This is a genomic window from Pseudarthrobacter sp. MDT1-22 (assembly GCF_054511035.1).
Genome location: NZ_JBTNDK010000028.1, coordinates 33104 through 46152 on the forward strand (window position 1 = coordinate 33104; position 13049 = coordinate 46152).

At 64.1% G+C, this 13049-nt stretch carries 11 protein-coding genes; 4 read left to right on the forward strand and 7 right to left on the reverse strand.

Annotated features, from left to right (window positions below; all coding sequences use genetic code 11):
- Positions 1–108: 108 nt before the first annotated feature.
- Positions 109–513, reverse strand: a complete 405-nt coding sequence (locus ACX80M_RS17750) for a tautomerase family protein (RefSeq protein ID WP_252599417.1) — start codon at positions 511–513, stop codon at positions 109–111.
- A 170-nt stretch (positions 514–683) separates the two neighbouring features.
- Between ACX80M_RS17750 and ACX80M_RS17755 the strand changes: the two genes are divergently transcribed.
- From ACX80M_RS17755 to ACX80M_RS17765, 3 genes are all read left to right on the forward strand, one after another.
- A complete protein-coding gene (locus tag ACX80M_RS17755; protein ID WP_252599418.1) occupies positions 684–1043 on the forward strand; it encodes an ArsR/SmtB family transcription factor in 360 nt (119 codons plus the stop codon).
- Positions 1040–1522, forward strand: coding sequence for an SRPBCC family protein (locus tag ACX80M_RS17760; RefSeq protein WP_252599419.1), 483 nt, complete (start codon positions 1040–1042; stop codon positions 1520–1522). Before ACX80M_RS17755 ends, ACX80M_RS17760 begins: the two co-directional genes overlap by 4 nt.
- 219 nt (positions 1523–1741) lie before the next feature.
- Entirely contained in the window at positions 1742–4789 is a 3048-nt protein-coding gene (locus tag ACX80M_RS17765) for a Tn3 family transposase (protein WP_459310088.1), read from the forward strand.
- Between the two features lie 249 nt (positions 4790–5038).
- Here ACX80M_RS17765 and ACX80M_RS17770 read toward each other — a convergent pair whose 3' ends face one another.
- The 6 genes from ACX80M_RS17770 to ACX80M_RS17795 all read right to left on the reverse strand — a co-directional run bounded on the left by ACX80M_RS17770 (position 5039) and on the right by ACX80M_RS17795 (position 11808).
- Positions 5039–6517: a mannitol dehydrogenase family protein gene (locus tag ACX80M_RS17770; RefSeq protein ID WP_459310089.1), complete on the reverse strand. Its 1479-nt coding sequence runs from the start codon at positions 6515–6517 to the stop codon at positions 5039–5041.
- Positions 6518–6744: 227 nt separating this feature from the next.
- Positions 6745–7410 (reverse strand): nucleoside/nucleotide kinase family protein, encoded by a 666-nt coding sequence (locus ACX80M_RS17775; protein ID WP_252599422.1) that lies wholly within the window; start codon positions 7408–7410, stop codon positions 6745–6747.
- Positions 7410–8471: an NAD(P)-dependent alcohol dehydrogenase gene (locus tag ACX80M_RS17780; protein WP_459310090.1), complete on the reverse strand. Its 1062-nt coding sequence runs from the start codon at positions 8469–8471 to the stop codon at positions 7410–7412. Before ACX80M_RS17780 ends, ACX80M_RS17775 begins: the two co-directional genes overlap by 1 nt.
- A gap of 39 nt (positions 8472–8510) precedes the next feature.
- Entirely contained in the window at positions 8511–9428 is a 918-nt protein-coding gene (locus ACX80M_RS17785) for a carbohydrate ABC transporter permease (RefSeq protein ID WP_252599424.1), read from the reverse strand.
- Complete coding sequence (locus ACX80M_RS17790; protein WP_252599425.1) at positions 9425–10393, reverse strand: carbohydrate ABC transporter permease; 969 nt, start codon at positions 10391–10393, stop codon at positions 9425–9427. Before ACX80M_RS17790 ends, ACX80M_RS17785 begins: the two co-directional genes overlap by 4 nt.
- A gap of 65 nt (positions 10394–10458) precedes the next feature.
- The gene (locus ACX80M_RS17795) at positions 10459–11808 is read right to left on the reverse strand and encodes an ABC transporter substrate-binding protein (protein WP_252599426.1); all 1350 of its coding nucleotides are present in this window, start codon (positions 11806–11808) and stop codon (positions 10459–10461) included.
- A gap of 227 nt (positions 11809–12035) precedes the next feature.
- Between ACX80M_RS17795 and ACX80M_RS17800 the strand changes: the two genes are divergently transcribed.
- Complete coding sequence (locus ACX80M_RS17800) at positions 12036–12986, forward strand: sugar-binding transcriptional regulator (RefSeq protein WP_459310091.1); 951 nt, start codon at positions 12036–12038, stop codon at positions 12984–12986.
- Positions 12987–13049: the final 63 nt, after the last annotated feature.

The following is a 13049-nucleotide window of genomic DNA, read 5'->3' on the forward strand; positions in this document are numbered from 1 at the left end:
CGTGAGCGGGGCCACAACCACTACCTTGCCCTAGAATCATTGTCCTGTCAAAGGTTTGTACTGACATATTTACAACCTGCACAAGGCGCCGAATTGGCGCCGTCGGGATCACTTCCGGGGGACGGCCAGTTCACCCGTGACGTACTGCGCCCGCCCGAAGCCGAACGACCAGTCACCGGCGGCATTCTCCACATATCCGATAAACACGTCCTCACCGGCAACATCAAGTTCCGCCAGCCGGTCGGCGATCGCCGCAAAGAGGGATTGCTTGGCGGCCTGGCTCCGACCGCCTTGCGTAAAGATCTGGATCATCACCACGTTGGGGGTGCGCTCGAAGCCGAGCCCTGCATCCTGGGCGACAATCTGGCCCTGCGGGTGCTCCGTGAGAACGTGGAAGTAGTCGCGCTCCGGGATGGCATACTCTGCGAGGATGGCATCATGTATGCCCCGGCTCAAACGCTGCAACTGTTCGGCGCTGCGCCCTTGGTTAACATCGATTCGTACCAGCGGCATTTTTCATCTCCCTGAAGTTTGTCCTGACATACTAACAAACTTCCGAGAGGATCGGCAAGGAAAATCCCCAGATAGCCCTTCCGCCCCGGCGAGGCCGGGAGTATGGTTAAACAACCAAATGGTTGATCAATGATTTAGTTGATTAATAATCCAGAAAGGCCTGCACCACGATGAACCCCGACGACGGCACCCTGGACTCGGCCTTTATGGCCCTGGCCGACCCCGTGCGGCGGCGGATCATCGCCCGGCTCAGCCGCGGGCAGGCCACAGTCAACGAATTGGCGGAACCCTTCGCGATCACCAAACAGGCAGTCTCGAAGCACATCCAGGTCCTCGAGCAGGCAGGGCTCGTCACCCGCAGCAGGGAAGCCCAGCGCCGGCCCGTCCACCTGAATCCCGCACGGCTGGAGGCTCTCACAGCGTGGATCGACCAGTACCGGCTGGTCCGCGAAGAGCAGTTCCGCAGCCTGGACGCCGTGCTCAGATCCAATGCCGCAACCGGCGGCAACCACCTAAAGGAATCATCATGAGCAATCCGCTGAACCTCACCATTCCTGAAGGACTCCCCTTCATCGACTACGACCGCGAATTCGATTTCCCGGTTGCGGACGTCTTCCGCGCGCACAAGGACCCGGACCTTGTCATCCAGTGGCTCGGCCCGCGTGGCATGAAGATGGAAATCAACCATCTCGATTTCCGGACCGGTGGCAGCTACAGCTACTTGCACACCGGGCCCGACGGCGTCGCTTACAAATTCAGCGGCGTCTATCACACCGTCCGCGAGAACGAATTTGCCATCCAGACCTTCGAATTCGGCGGCTACCCTGACGTTGTCAGCCTCGAGTTCCTCACCTTCGAAGACCTCGGCAACGGCCGGTCCCGCGTCCGGGGCCACTCCGTCTACCCCACCCAGGAGGCCCGCGACGGCATGGCGCAGTCCGGCATGGAGGGCGGCATGTCCGAGGGCTACGAGCGGCTCGACGAACTGCTCAGCGGCGCCAAGGTCTAGAACAGCCCTTAAACAAGTACGACGGCGGCCGGTCACCTTCCTGGAGAAGGTAACCGGGCCGCCGTCGTACTCGTGGTCGAGCCCGTCGAGACCCGTCGCTGCACCGGTGGTCGAGCCGGGGCTTGAGGACCAATGCTCGGGAAAGTCACGCTAAGCCGATCTCCGGCGGTAACGATGGTTGCCTCGGTTCGTTGAGCCTGTGTGGCTAAACATAAATATTTGACTGCGGCCGAGGAGGCCTCGTACGGGCGATTCGAGGCGCAGGCCCCGGAACAGGCGGTGTTGGAACGGTTCTTCTTCCTGGACGACGCCGATCTGGACCTCGTAGCGAAACGGCGCGGTGATCACAACCGGCTCGGGTTCAGTCTCCAGTTGGTGACCGTCCGGCGCCTGGGCACGTTCCTGGAAGATCCTCTCGACGTACCGACTGCGGTGGTGGATTATGTGGCCGGACAAGTCGGGGTGGCCGATCCGTCGTGCGTGAAGGGGTACTTGGAGCGGCGGCCGACACGGTTTGAGCATCAGGCAGAGATCGCCAAGGTATACGGTTACGTTTCCTACGCCTCGGCGGAAGCGGAGTTGATCGGCTGGTTGGGCGGGCAGGCGTGGACGACCGGTGATCAACCGAAGCCGCTGTTCTACGCAGCGGTGGGATGGCTACGGGCGCGGAGAGCACTCCTGCCGGGGGTCACGACGTTACGGGACGAGGTGGCCAGCGTCCGTAAAAAGGCCGAAACCAGGCTGTACGCCGCCCTGGCGCGGGCCGTGACCGGCGGGCAGGCCCTTGAGCTGGAGAAACTGCTGCAGGTGCCCGGGGGTAGCCGTTGGTCGCAGTTGGAGATGTGGCGCAAGGCGGGTAAGAACACGACCGGGCGCGGCATGGTCATGGCGCTGAACCGGGTATCGGAGATCGCCGGGATGCACCTGGGCGAGGTGGATGTGGCCGGGGTGCCCAAGCGGCGGTTGATCGCCCTGGCGAAGGAGGGCAGGAACGAGACGGCGACCAAGCTTGACCGGTTGCCGTACGAGAAGAAGATCGCCACGCTGCTGGCCACGGTGCGGTGGCTGGAGGTGAGCGCCACCGACGATGCCCTGGAACTGTTCGACGTATTCATGTCTAACGAGCTGATCGGGCGGGCAAACAAGGCCGCGGAGAAGGCCACCATAAAGCGGGCGCCGATGGTCGCCCGGCACGCCCGGATACTCCAGTCGGTGGTGGAACTTCTGCTCGAGGCCGAGGATGCGAGTGAGACGATGCCATTGGGCATGGTGTGGGCGATGATCGAGCACCAGGTGGGCTCCCGGGCACAGATCGCTGCGGCGGTGGAGGGAATCCGGGAGATCATCCCGCCGCCGCAGGCCGAACCGGAGGGGCAGTGGCGGGAGGCGGTCGTGGAGCGGTACGCCACGGTGCGCGGCTTCGCCAAGATGCTGTGCGAGGTAGTCGGGTTCGCGGCGACCGCCGACGCACACAAGATCCTGGGGGCGATGCAGGATCTGGCGCATCTGCTGGACCTGCGGGAGACGGTGAAGGTGCCCAAGGGCTACCTGGATGCCCGCAAGGTCGACCTGTCGGTGGTGCCGAAGGGCTGGTGGCAGAAGCTGGTGTTCCCCGCCGGCAGGCCCGGGGGCACGGTGGACCGCAACGCCTACGTGTTCTGCGTTCTGGAGCAGTTCCACACCGCGCTCAAGCACCGCGACATCTTCGCGGCCACCTCCGACCGCTGGTCAGATCCCCGGGCCCGGCTGCCATCTGGCCCGGCGTGGGAGAACGCGAAGGGCCCGGCGCTGGGCGCGTTGCTGCTGCCGGAGCAGCCCGATTCGCTGCTCGCCGAGCATGCCGGGACCTTGGATGCGGCGTGGCGAACGGTGTCCGGCGGGATGACCGCCGGCGGGGACATCACCGTGGACACCGACGGCCGGATGCACCTCGGCAAGGACGACGCGTTGGAGGAGTCGCCCAGCCTGAAAGACCTGCGCACCCGTGTAGCGGGCATGATCCCGCGCGTGGACCTGTCCGAACTGGTGCTCGAGGTGATGGGCTGGCACCCGGACTTCACCGCCTCCTTCACCTCCGCAGCAGGCGTGTCCTCCCGGCTGACCGACCTGCACGTCTCGGTCGCCGCGCTGCTGACCGCGCACGCGCTCAACATCGGGTTCGGACCGGTGATCGCCGACGCTCCCGCGCTGACCCGCGACCGGCTCTCCCACGTCGACCAGCACTACCTCGGCTCGGACTCCTACGCCGCAGCCAACGCGGTGCTCATCGAGGCCCAGGGCGCCAGCGACCTGGCGCAGGAGTGGGGCGGCGGGCTGGTTGCCGCCGTCGACGGGATCCGGTTCATCGTGCCGGTCCGCTCCGTCGACGCCCGCCCAAACCCGAAGTACTTCCACCGAAAGAAGGGCGTGACCTGGCTGAACATGATCTCCGATCAGTCCGTCGGGCTGGCGGCCAAGGTGGTGTCGGGCACGCCGAAGGACACCCTTCACTTCGTGGACCTGCTCTACAACCCCGACGGTAGCCACCGGCCCGAGGTGCTGATCACCGACCAGGGCTCCTATTCCGACATCGTGTTCGGCCTGGTCACCTTGCTGGGATTCGACTACCGGCCGGTGCTCGCGGACCTGCCCGACGCCAAGCTGTGGCGGATCAACCGGTCAGCCGACTACGGCAGGCTCGACAGGACCGCCCGGGGAAAGATCGACATCGAGAAGGTCCGTCGGCACTGGCCGGACATCTGCCGGATCGCCGCCTCGATCCACACCCGCGAGGTCTCCGCCCACGATGTGATCCGTATCCTGCAACGCGACGGACGACCGACTGATCTGGGCGAGGCGGTGGCACACTACGGGCGGATCTTCAAAACCCTCCACATCCTCACCTTCGTCGATGACCCGGCCTACCGCCGGGAAATGAAAGCGTTGCGCAACCTCCAGGAGGGCCGCCACGCCCTGGCCAGGCACATCTTCCACGGCCGGGAGGGCAAGCTCCACCAGGCGTACCGTGACGGGCAGGAAGACCAACTCGGCGCCCTGGGCCTTGTCTTGAATTGTGTGACGTTGTGGAACACGGTCTACCTTGACCACGCCCTGACCACGCTGCGGGAACAGGGCTACCCGGTGCTCGATGCCGATGTCGCCCGCCTGTCGGCGTACGTGCGCCGGCACATCAACGTCCACGGTCACTACTCCTTCCAACTTCCCGACCTCGCCGGTGGCCGGCGCACTCTGCGCGATCCCGACCACCGCGACAGCAACGAGGAGTAAGAAGAGCCTGAGAGGCAACGGAAAGAAACCGGGGCATTAAGGGGTGTCGGAAAACGATCATCTACCGACACCCGGTCACTGCCGGCGTGTGATTGTTAGCCGAGAAAGGCGGTTAATTCGCGGGATGAGTTGCCGGTTTCGGCGTCGGTCATGCGGAAACTTGAACGGGCGCTCGAGGGATTAGCATTTCGGGCCGGTCAGGAGCTCGGCAGTCGGTCGCGCCCCTCCATAAGATACGATTCGTGGAGTCTAGAGCCCCGGCTTTAGGGATCGAAGGGTATCTTTGGCGCCATGGTCATGGAGGCCCGTCAGGGCGTCGGAGTAGGCCATGACAAACCGTTCATCATCGATGAGGGCGCCGAAGACTTCGCGGTCCGAGATGAAGGACAGCGGGTCCTGGCGCTGCCGGGCGGCGGCGGCCATCAGGGTGTCTTTCAGGCGGTCAACCACTTCGATGGGGTTGCCCTGCTCGTCGGTGCCTTCGTCGTACCGCGCCCAGCTGGCCACAATTGCTGCAGAGCGATGGATTTCGCCGTTGTTTGCCAGATTGATGCGGATCACCGGCAGGAGCCACTTGGGAATACGGTCTGAGCTCTCGGCGCACAGCCTGGCCAGGGTGTCGCGGACGTATTCATTGGAGAAGCGCTCGATGAGAGTGTGCTTGTAGGCGTCGAGGTCGATGCCCGGAACGGGCTGCAGGGTCGGCGTGGCTTCCTTGTCCATGTAGTCGAGCAGGAACTGGGAGAACAACGGGTCCTGGCAGACTTCATGCGCGTAGCGGTAGCCGGCGAGGTAGCCAAAATAGCACATGCCTTGGTGGCTGGCGTTGAGCAGGCGCAGCTTCATGAGCTCATAGGGTTCCACGTCTTCCACCAGCTGGACCCCGACGTCTTCGAAGGGCGGACGGCCGAGGCTGAAATGGTCTTCGAGCACCCATTGTTCGAAGGGCTCACAGACCACGGGCCATGCGTCTTTCACCCCGAATTCCTCCTCAATGGCGCCTCGGTCCTCGTCCGTGGTCACGGGGGTGATTCTGTCCACCATGCTGTTGGGGAAAGGCACGTTTTCCTCGATCCACCCGCCAAGCTCGGCATCTTTGAGAGATGCGAAGGCGGTAAACATTTTCCGTGCGACGTCGCCGTTGCCCTGAATGTTGTCACAGGACATCACCGTGAATGGCTCCAAACCCCGTTCGCGGCGCCGGGCAAGGGCCTCGGTGACCAGCCCGAAGGTTGTCCGCGGTGCGGCTCCGGGCTGGAGATCGTGGATGACGTCCGGGTTCTCGGTGTTGAATTCCCCGGTGACGTGGTGGAAGTTGTAGCCGCCCTCCGTCACGGTGAGCGAGACGATGCGGACGGCGTCCGAGGCCATCTTTTCGATAACAGCATCCGGGTCGTCGGGGGCGAAAAGGTATTCAATGATGGAGCCGATGACCCGCGCCTCCCGGGTGCCGTCCGGGTTTTTCACCACGAGGGTGTAGAGGCAGTCCTGGCTGTCCATTACCTGCTTCATGCGGGCGTCGCCGGGCAGGACCCCAACGCCGCAGATCGCCCAGTCAAGTGCGTGGCCGGTGTTCATCAAGCGGTCCAGATACATGGCCTGGTGTGCGCGGTGGAAGCCGCCGACGCCGAAATGGACAATTCCCGCCGTCAAAGCTGAGCGGTCATAAGAGGGTTTGCCCACAGCAGCGGGGAGTTCCGGGAGAGTTGAGCTGGTGAGTGAATGCATGTGTTTAGCCTTTCAGAATGTGCTGGTCGATCGGCATGGAGCCCGGTTCCCGGGCCCATGGCGGGCTGGCCTCTTCCCGGAAACAGCCAATGATTCTTGCCTTGCCGGGAAGGACAGAAAGTGCGTTGAACGTGTCCGGGATGGAGCCGCGCCTGCCGTTTTCGGCTGAACGCCCGGTGGAAGAGCTTCAGGTGGTGGCATTTACTGCCTCCTTGCTTGTGCAGGGGTCAGGACCACGGGATGATCCGGTCTGCCGCATGGCGGGTGGCTTCGATCAGCTGGGCGTTGGTTTCGTCGGAACCGGCCGCCCACGCTTGCGCTGCGGGGCGGTCTTTGCCGAAGAGGATGTGCCTGTCCACGAGCCGGGAAAGGCGCAGGTGCCGGGGTGTATCCAGGAACCACACCTCGTCCAGCTGCGCCCGCACCTGCTGCCACGGGGGCAGTTCCGCGAGGAGGTAGTTGCCCTCGGTGATGACGAGCGGTACGGCTGCGGGTACTTCAATGGACGCGGCCACCGGCTCGTCGATGGTGCGGCGAAAATCGGGCGCATAGACCACGTGCTCGTCCCGCCGTGCGAGGCGCTGCAACAGGGAGAGGTATCCGCCGACGTCGAACGTGTCGATGGCGCCTTTGCGTTCCCTGAGCGGTGTGCCGTCGATGATCTTGTTTCCCAAGTGGAAGCCGTCCATCGGCACCACGACGGCGGACCCGGCTCCGAGAAGTTTCTGCAGGCAGGCGGAGAAGGTGGACTTACCCGATCCGGGGGCTCCCACAATACCGAGCAGCATTCTGTTCCCGTCGGCGAGGCGAAGCCGGAGATCCGCCACGGCCCGTTCCGCCTCCGGTGACCGGGGCCCCCGGGTCCCCGGCAGTCCGGTGTCAGCGAGGTCCATCAGCGGCCCGGGTAGACGACGGCTTTGAGCTGGCCGGGCTGCTTGCCGGCTTTGAGCGCTTCCTCGGATTCGGCGAGGGCGAACTTGCCGGTGACCAGGACGTCCAGATCCACCTTGCCGTCGGCTATCAGCTGGATGGCCAAAGGCCACGTGTTGGTGTAGCGGAACACCCCGGAGAGCCAGATTTCCCGGTTCTGGATGAACGAGACGGGGAGTTCGACGTCGTCGGCCCCAAGCCCCACCAGGATGACCCGGCCGGCCGGCCCCACGGCCTTGATGCCGGAGCGGACGGCCTGCGGCGCGCCGGAGGCGTCGATGAACGCATCGACGTCCAGGCCCTCCACGCTGTCGGTTTTGGCGTTGAGCGCGTGGGTCGCGCCGTGTTCCAGGGCGAAAGCCAACCGGTCTTCTGCGATGTCGGTGATGTAGATTTCGGTGGCGCCGAAGGCCCGGGCTGCCTGGGCGGCGATAATGCCTATCGGGCCGGCGCCGGCGATCAGCACACGGCTGCCGGGCCTGATCTCGGCGCGTTCGCAGGCCCAGAGCCCGACGGAGAGCGGCTCGATCAGGGCGGCTGCCTCGTCGCTGACGCTCTCCGGGATGTCGTAGGCGAAGTCGCTCTGGATGCTCACGTATTCGGCGAACGCGCCGTCGATCGGCGGGGTGGCGTAGAACTCGATGTCCGGGCACAGGTTGTACCGTCCCGCTTTGCACTGCTTGCATGTGCGGCAGGGCCGCTGGGGCTCGACGGCGACCCGCTTGCCGATGCGGGACGGGTCAACGGCGCTTCCGACGGCGGCGATCCGGCCGGAGAGTTCATGGCCGAGGATCAGCGGGTGGTCCACAACGTAGTCGCCGATCCGGCCGTGCTCGTAGTAGTGCACGTCGCTGCCGCAGACGCCGACGGCCGCGACCTTGACCAGAACCTGATCGGCTTCAAGCTGCGGGACGGCCAGGGTTTCCAGGGCCATCTCGCCCTGGCGTTTCAGGACGGAGGCCCGCATCGTGGCCGGCAGTTCGGGGTGCGCCAGGGTGCGGGACTGTGCGGTGGGTGTTGTCATCGGAGTAATCCTCTAAGAATCGAAAGTGGTGAGGGCCGGCTACTTGACGGCGCCGAGGGAGAGGCCTTGGACGAGTTTGTCCTGGGCGGCGAAGCCGGCGAACAGCACCGGCAGGGAGATCACGACGGCGGCCGCGCAGACTTTGGCGAGGAACAGTCCCTGGCTGGAGACGAAGCCGGTCAGGAAGACCGGGGCGGTTCCCGCCATCACGCCAGTGAGGACGCGGGCCAAGAGCAGTTCGTTCCAGCTGAAGATGAAGCAGATCAGGGCGGTGGCGGCGATGCCGGGCATCGCCACGGGAGCGACGACCTTACGGAGGGTGAGGAGTAGGCCGGCGCCGTCGATCTGGGCGGCTTCAAGCATTTCCACCGGCACTTCGGCCAGGAAGGAACGCATCATCCACACGGCGATGGGCAGGTTCATCGAGGTGTACATCAGGACCAGGAACCAGATGTTGTCCAAAGCGCCGACGTTTTTGGCGAAGAGGTAGAGCGGCAGGATCGCTGCGACCACGGGCATCATCTTCGTGGAGAGGAAAAAGAACATCACGTCTGTCCACTTTTTCACCGGCCGGATCGACAGCGCATAGGCGGCCGGGATGGCCAGGACCAGGACCAGCACGGTCGAGAGGATCGAGGCAGTGGCCGAGTTGATCAGCGGCGGCCAGGGGCTGACTCCCGAGCTCGCCCCGAAGAACTCCTTGTAGGCGTCGAGGGTGAGGTTGGCAGCGAGGGACGGCGGATTGGTCGCGGCGTCAGTTTCGGAGTGGAACGAGGTGAGGATCATCCAGAGGACAGGCGTCGCGAAGAGCAGGGCCAGCAGCCATGCCGCGATCCCGGCAGCCGTATTGTTGCGGGTGGGGTCCATCCGGGACTTGCCGCGACGACGCGAACCGGTGTTGAGGGCGGTCGGTCCGGGGACGGATTTCCGGGGTGCGGCCGGGGTGAGGGTGCTCATCGTGCTGCCTCCTTCTTGAAGAGCGAGAAAACGGTTCGCAGCGCAAAGGTCGCCACGATGATCGTGCCGATGACCACCACGACGCCGGCGGCCGACGCCAGGCCATATTCGTTGGCGAAGTAGAACGTCTGGTAGATGGCGTACGGCAGGTTGGCTGTTCCCAGGCCGCCCGAGGTGAGGGTGAAGACGGCATCGAAGTTCTGCACGATGTAGATGGCCCCGAGCAGGCCACCGAGTTCCAGGTACTGGCGCAGGTGCGGCAGGGTGAGGTGGCGGAAGATGCCCCAGGGGCTCGCGCCGTCCATCTGGGCCGCTTCGACGGTGTCCATGGGACGCGACTGCAAACCTGCCAGCAGGATGAGCATCATGAACGGCGTCCACTGCCAGACCAGCGACACGATGACGGCCATCAGGGGCGCTTGGGACAGGAGGTCCGGCTGGGGCGCGTTTTCGCTGCCGAACAGGGACCAGATCCAGGTCAGGATCCCGTTGATCAGCCCGTAGGTGGGGTTGAGGAGGGCATGCTTCCAGATGAGGGCGGCGGCCACCGGAACCACGAGGAACGGTGCGATCAGCAGGGTACGGGCCAGTCCGCGGCCGATGAACTTCTTGTCCAGGAGCAGTGCCAGTCCCAGGCCGATGACGAGGCTGGCCAGGACCACGGAGACCGTGAGGACGATGGTGGTGAAGATGGCTTGGCGCAGGTCGGCGTTGGTGAGGACCTGAACGTAGTTGTCGAAGCCGGCGAACCCGGTCTGGTCCGGGCGGAGGCTGTTCCAGTTCAGGAACGAAATGATGAGGGTCACCACGAACGGAAGCTGGGTGACGATGATGAGGAAGATCAGGGCCGGCAGCAGCGGCGCACGCCGTGCCCAGGCCAGTGCGCGTTCACGCGACCTGGCGTTCTTGGAGGTTTTGGATGCGCTGTGTCCGGGACCGGAGACGCGCGCTGTTGCTGTAGTCATGATGTTCTCCTGCGGTTCTGTGGCCCGCCGTCAGGCGGGCCACAGAACCTTTGGTGGGTTGCTGGTTACTTCTTGTACTTGTCGCCGATTTTCTGAGCGGCTTCCTGGCCCTTGGCCAGTGCATCCGCTACAGATCCCTGGCCGGCAATGGCGGAGCTGACACCTTGGGAGACAGTGGTGCCCAGGTCAGCGAACTCGGGAATGCCGACGAACTGAACACCGATGGCGGGACGCGGCTGGACACCGGGGTTCTTGGGGTCCGCGTTTTCGATGGCGGTCCGTTCGGCCTTGAAGAACGGGGCGGACTTCTGGAAGTCGGCGTTCTCATACGTGGAGATGCGCTTGCCGGACGGAACCTTCGCCCAGCCCAGCTTCGAAGCCACCAGTTCTTCATACTTCTGCGAGCTGGCCCAGGCGATGAACTTCCCGGCAGCATCCTGCTTCTTCGACGCTGCCTGCACGCCCCAGGACCAGGTCCACAGCCAGCCCGATGACTTCGTGTTCTTCACCGGGGCCTGGGCGTAGCCGATCTTGCCCTTCACCGGGGAGGAATCCGCCTCCAGTGAACCGGCAGCAGACGTGGCGTCGTACCACATGGCGACCTTGCTCTGGCTCATGTTGGTCAGGCACTCCGTGAACCCTGCCTGCGCGGCACCGGCTTCACCGTGCTTGCGGACCAGGTCCACATAGAACTCGGTCGCCGCGGTGAATTCCGGGGAGTTGACCTTCGCGTTCCAGTCCTTATCGAACCAGGTGCCGCCGAAGGTGTTGACCACGGTGGTCAGCGGGGCGAAGACCTGGCCCCAGCCGGGCTGGCCGCGCAGGCAGATGCCCTTCATGCCGGGCGCCGCACCGTCGGCCTTGGCTGCAAGGTCGGCCACCTCGTCCCAGGTGGGCTTCTCCGGCATGGTCAACCCTTTGGCGTCCAGAATGTCCTTGCGGTACATCAGGAACGAGGACTCTCCGTAGAACGGTTCACCGTAAAGCTTGCCGTCCTTGCCCGTGAGGGATGCCGTGTAGGCCGGAAGGATGTCCGCCTGGTTGAACTCCGCGTCCTTCGCTACATTGTCGAGCGGTGCCAGCCAGCCGTTGGCTGAATAAAACGGGATTTCGTAGTTCGACAGCGACGCAACGTCGTACTGCCCGGCCTGGCTGGAGAACTCCTGGCTGATCTTGGCCCGGACATCGTTCTCCGGCAGCACCGTGTAGTTGACCTTGATGCCGGTGTCCTTGGTGAAGTTATCTGCAGTCAGCCTTTGCAGGTCCTCCATCTGGGGGTTGTTGACCATCAGGACGTTGAGGCTGTTCTGATCGCCTGCCGCCGAGCCGCCACCGGCGCCGGAACAGGCCGACAGGGCGAGGGCAAAAGTAATAGTGCCGGCCGCGACTGCGGCCAAACGGGACTTGGGTCGCATTAGGACTCCTTTGTTCTTATGAGGTCGGGATACCGCTGTCTGAGCCGTCTGCAGGCTTCTGCGTGGATTCCAGGACCCAGATGTCGGGGCATCCCCGCCCCGTTCAAAACACTATGTGCACATCTGAGCGACCCGGAACCGCTCATGTGTTAAGTGACTCTAGTCATATATACTCATTTGAGCAATAGCCCGGACTCAAACGTTAAGTCGGTGGAAAGAGCAACGACATGCCCGAACAATCTCATGAGGAGCTTCTGGCGCGCATCGGAAGGGAGTACTACCTGGAGAACCGCCCCAAAGTGGAAATTGCGGCCAACTACGACCTCTCCCGGTTTCAGGTCGCACGGCTGCTGACCGATGCCCGCGAGAGGGGCATCGTGGAGATCAAGGTTCATTTTCCGTCCCACCTCTCGAGCGCGGACGTGTGGCGAATTGAGACTTCCCTGAACGTGCGCCAGGTCATCGTCGTGGACGCGGTGGGTGATGAAATCCAGGCCCGCGGGATCCTGGCAAAGGCCGCGGCGGCGGAAATCTCACGTCAGGCGCCCTCCGGCGGGACCCTCGGTATTTCCTGGTCCCGCACCCTGGACGTTGCCTCCCGGCTGGTCGGAGAACTTCCCCGGTGCGACATCGTCCAGCTCGCGGGTGCCCTCCCGGCCGAAGCAGACAGCAATCCGCTTGAGCTCATCCAGCGGCTGTCACATTTGAGCGGCGGACTGGCCTGGCCCCTGTGGTCACCTCTGGTGGTTGAGGATCCGGCGACGGCATCGGGTCTGCTGCGTCAGCCGGAGATTGCCGGGGCGCTGGCCAAGGCGGATTCCCTTGACCTGGCTGTGGTGGCAATCGGCGCCTGGAAGCCCGGCTGCTCCACGGTCTGGGAACGGGCGGATCCTGCGGTGCGCGAGGAAGCGGTGCTGGCCGGCGCCGTAGCGGAATGTTCAGGGCGGCTGCTGAACTCAGCGGGAGTTTCGGTCGAATCCGGACTGGATGAGCGCATCATAGCCGTCACCATCAAGCAGCTGCAGCGGACCCCGAAGGTCATTGCCGTGGCGCAAGGGAAGGCACGGGCAGACGCCGTGCGGGCCGTGGCCAGGGCCGGTTTTGTCACCACGTTGATCGTTGATGAGCCGCTGGCCAAAGCCCTGAATGACCAGATCGATGAGGAAAATAGTCAATGAGCGTTGTCATCGGAGTGGATTCCTCCACCCAGTCCTGCAAAGTCCTCGCTGTGGACGCCCAGA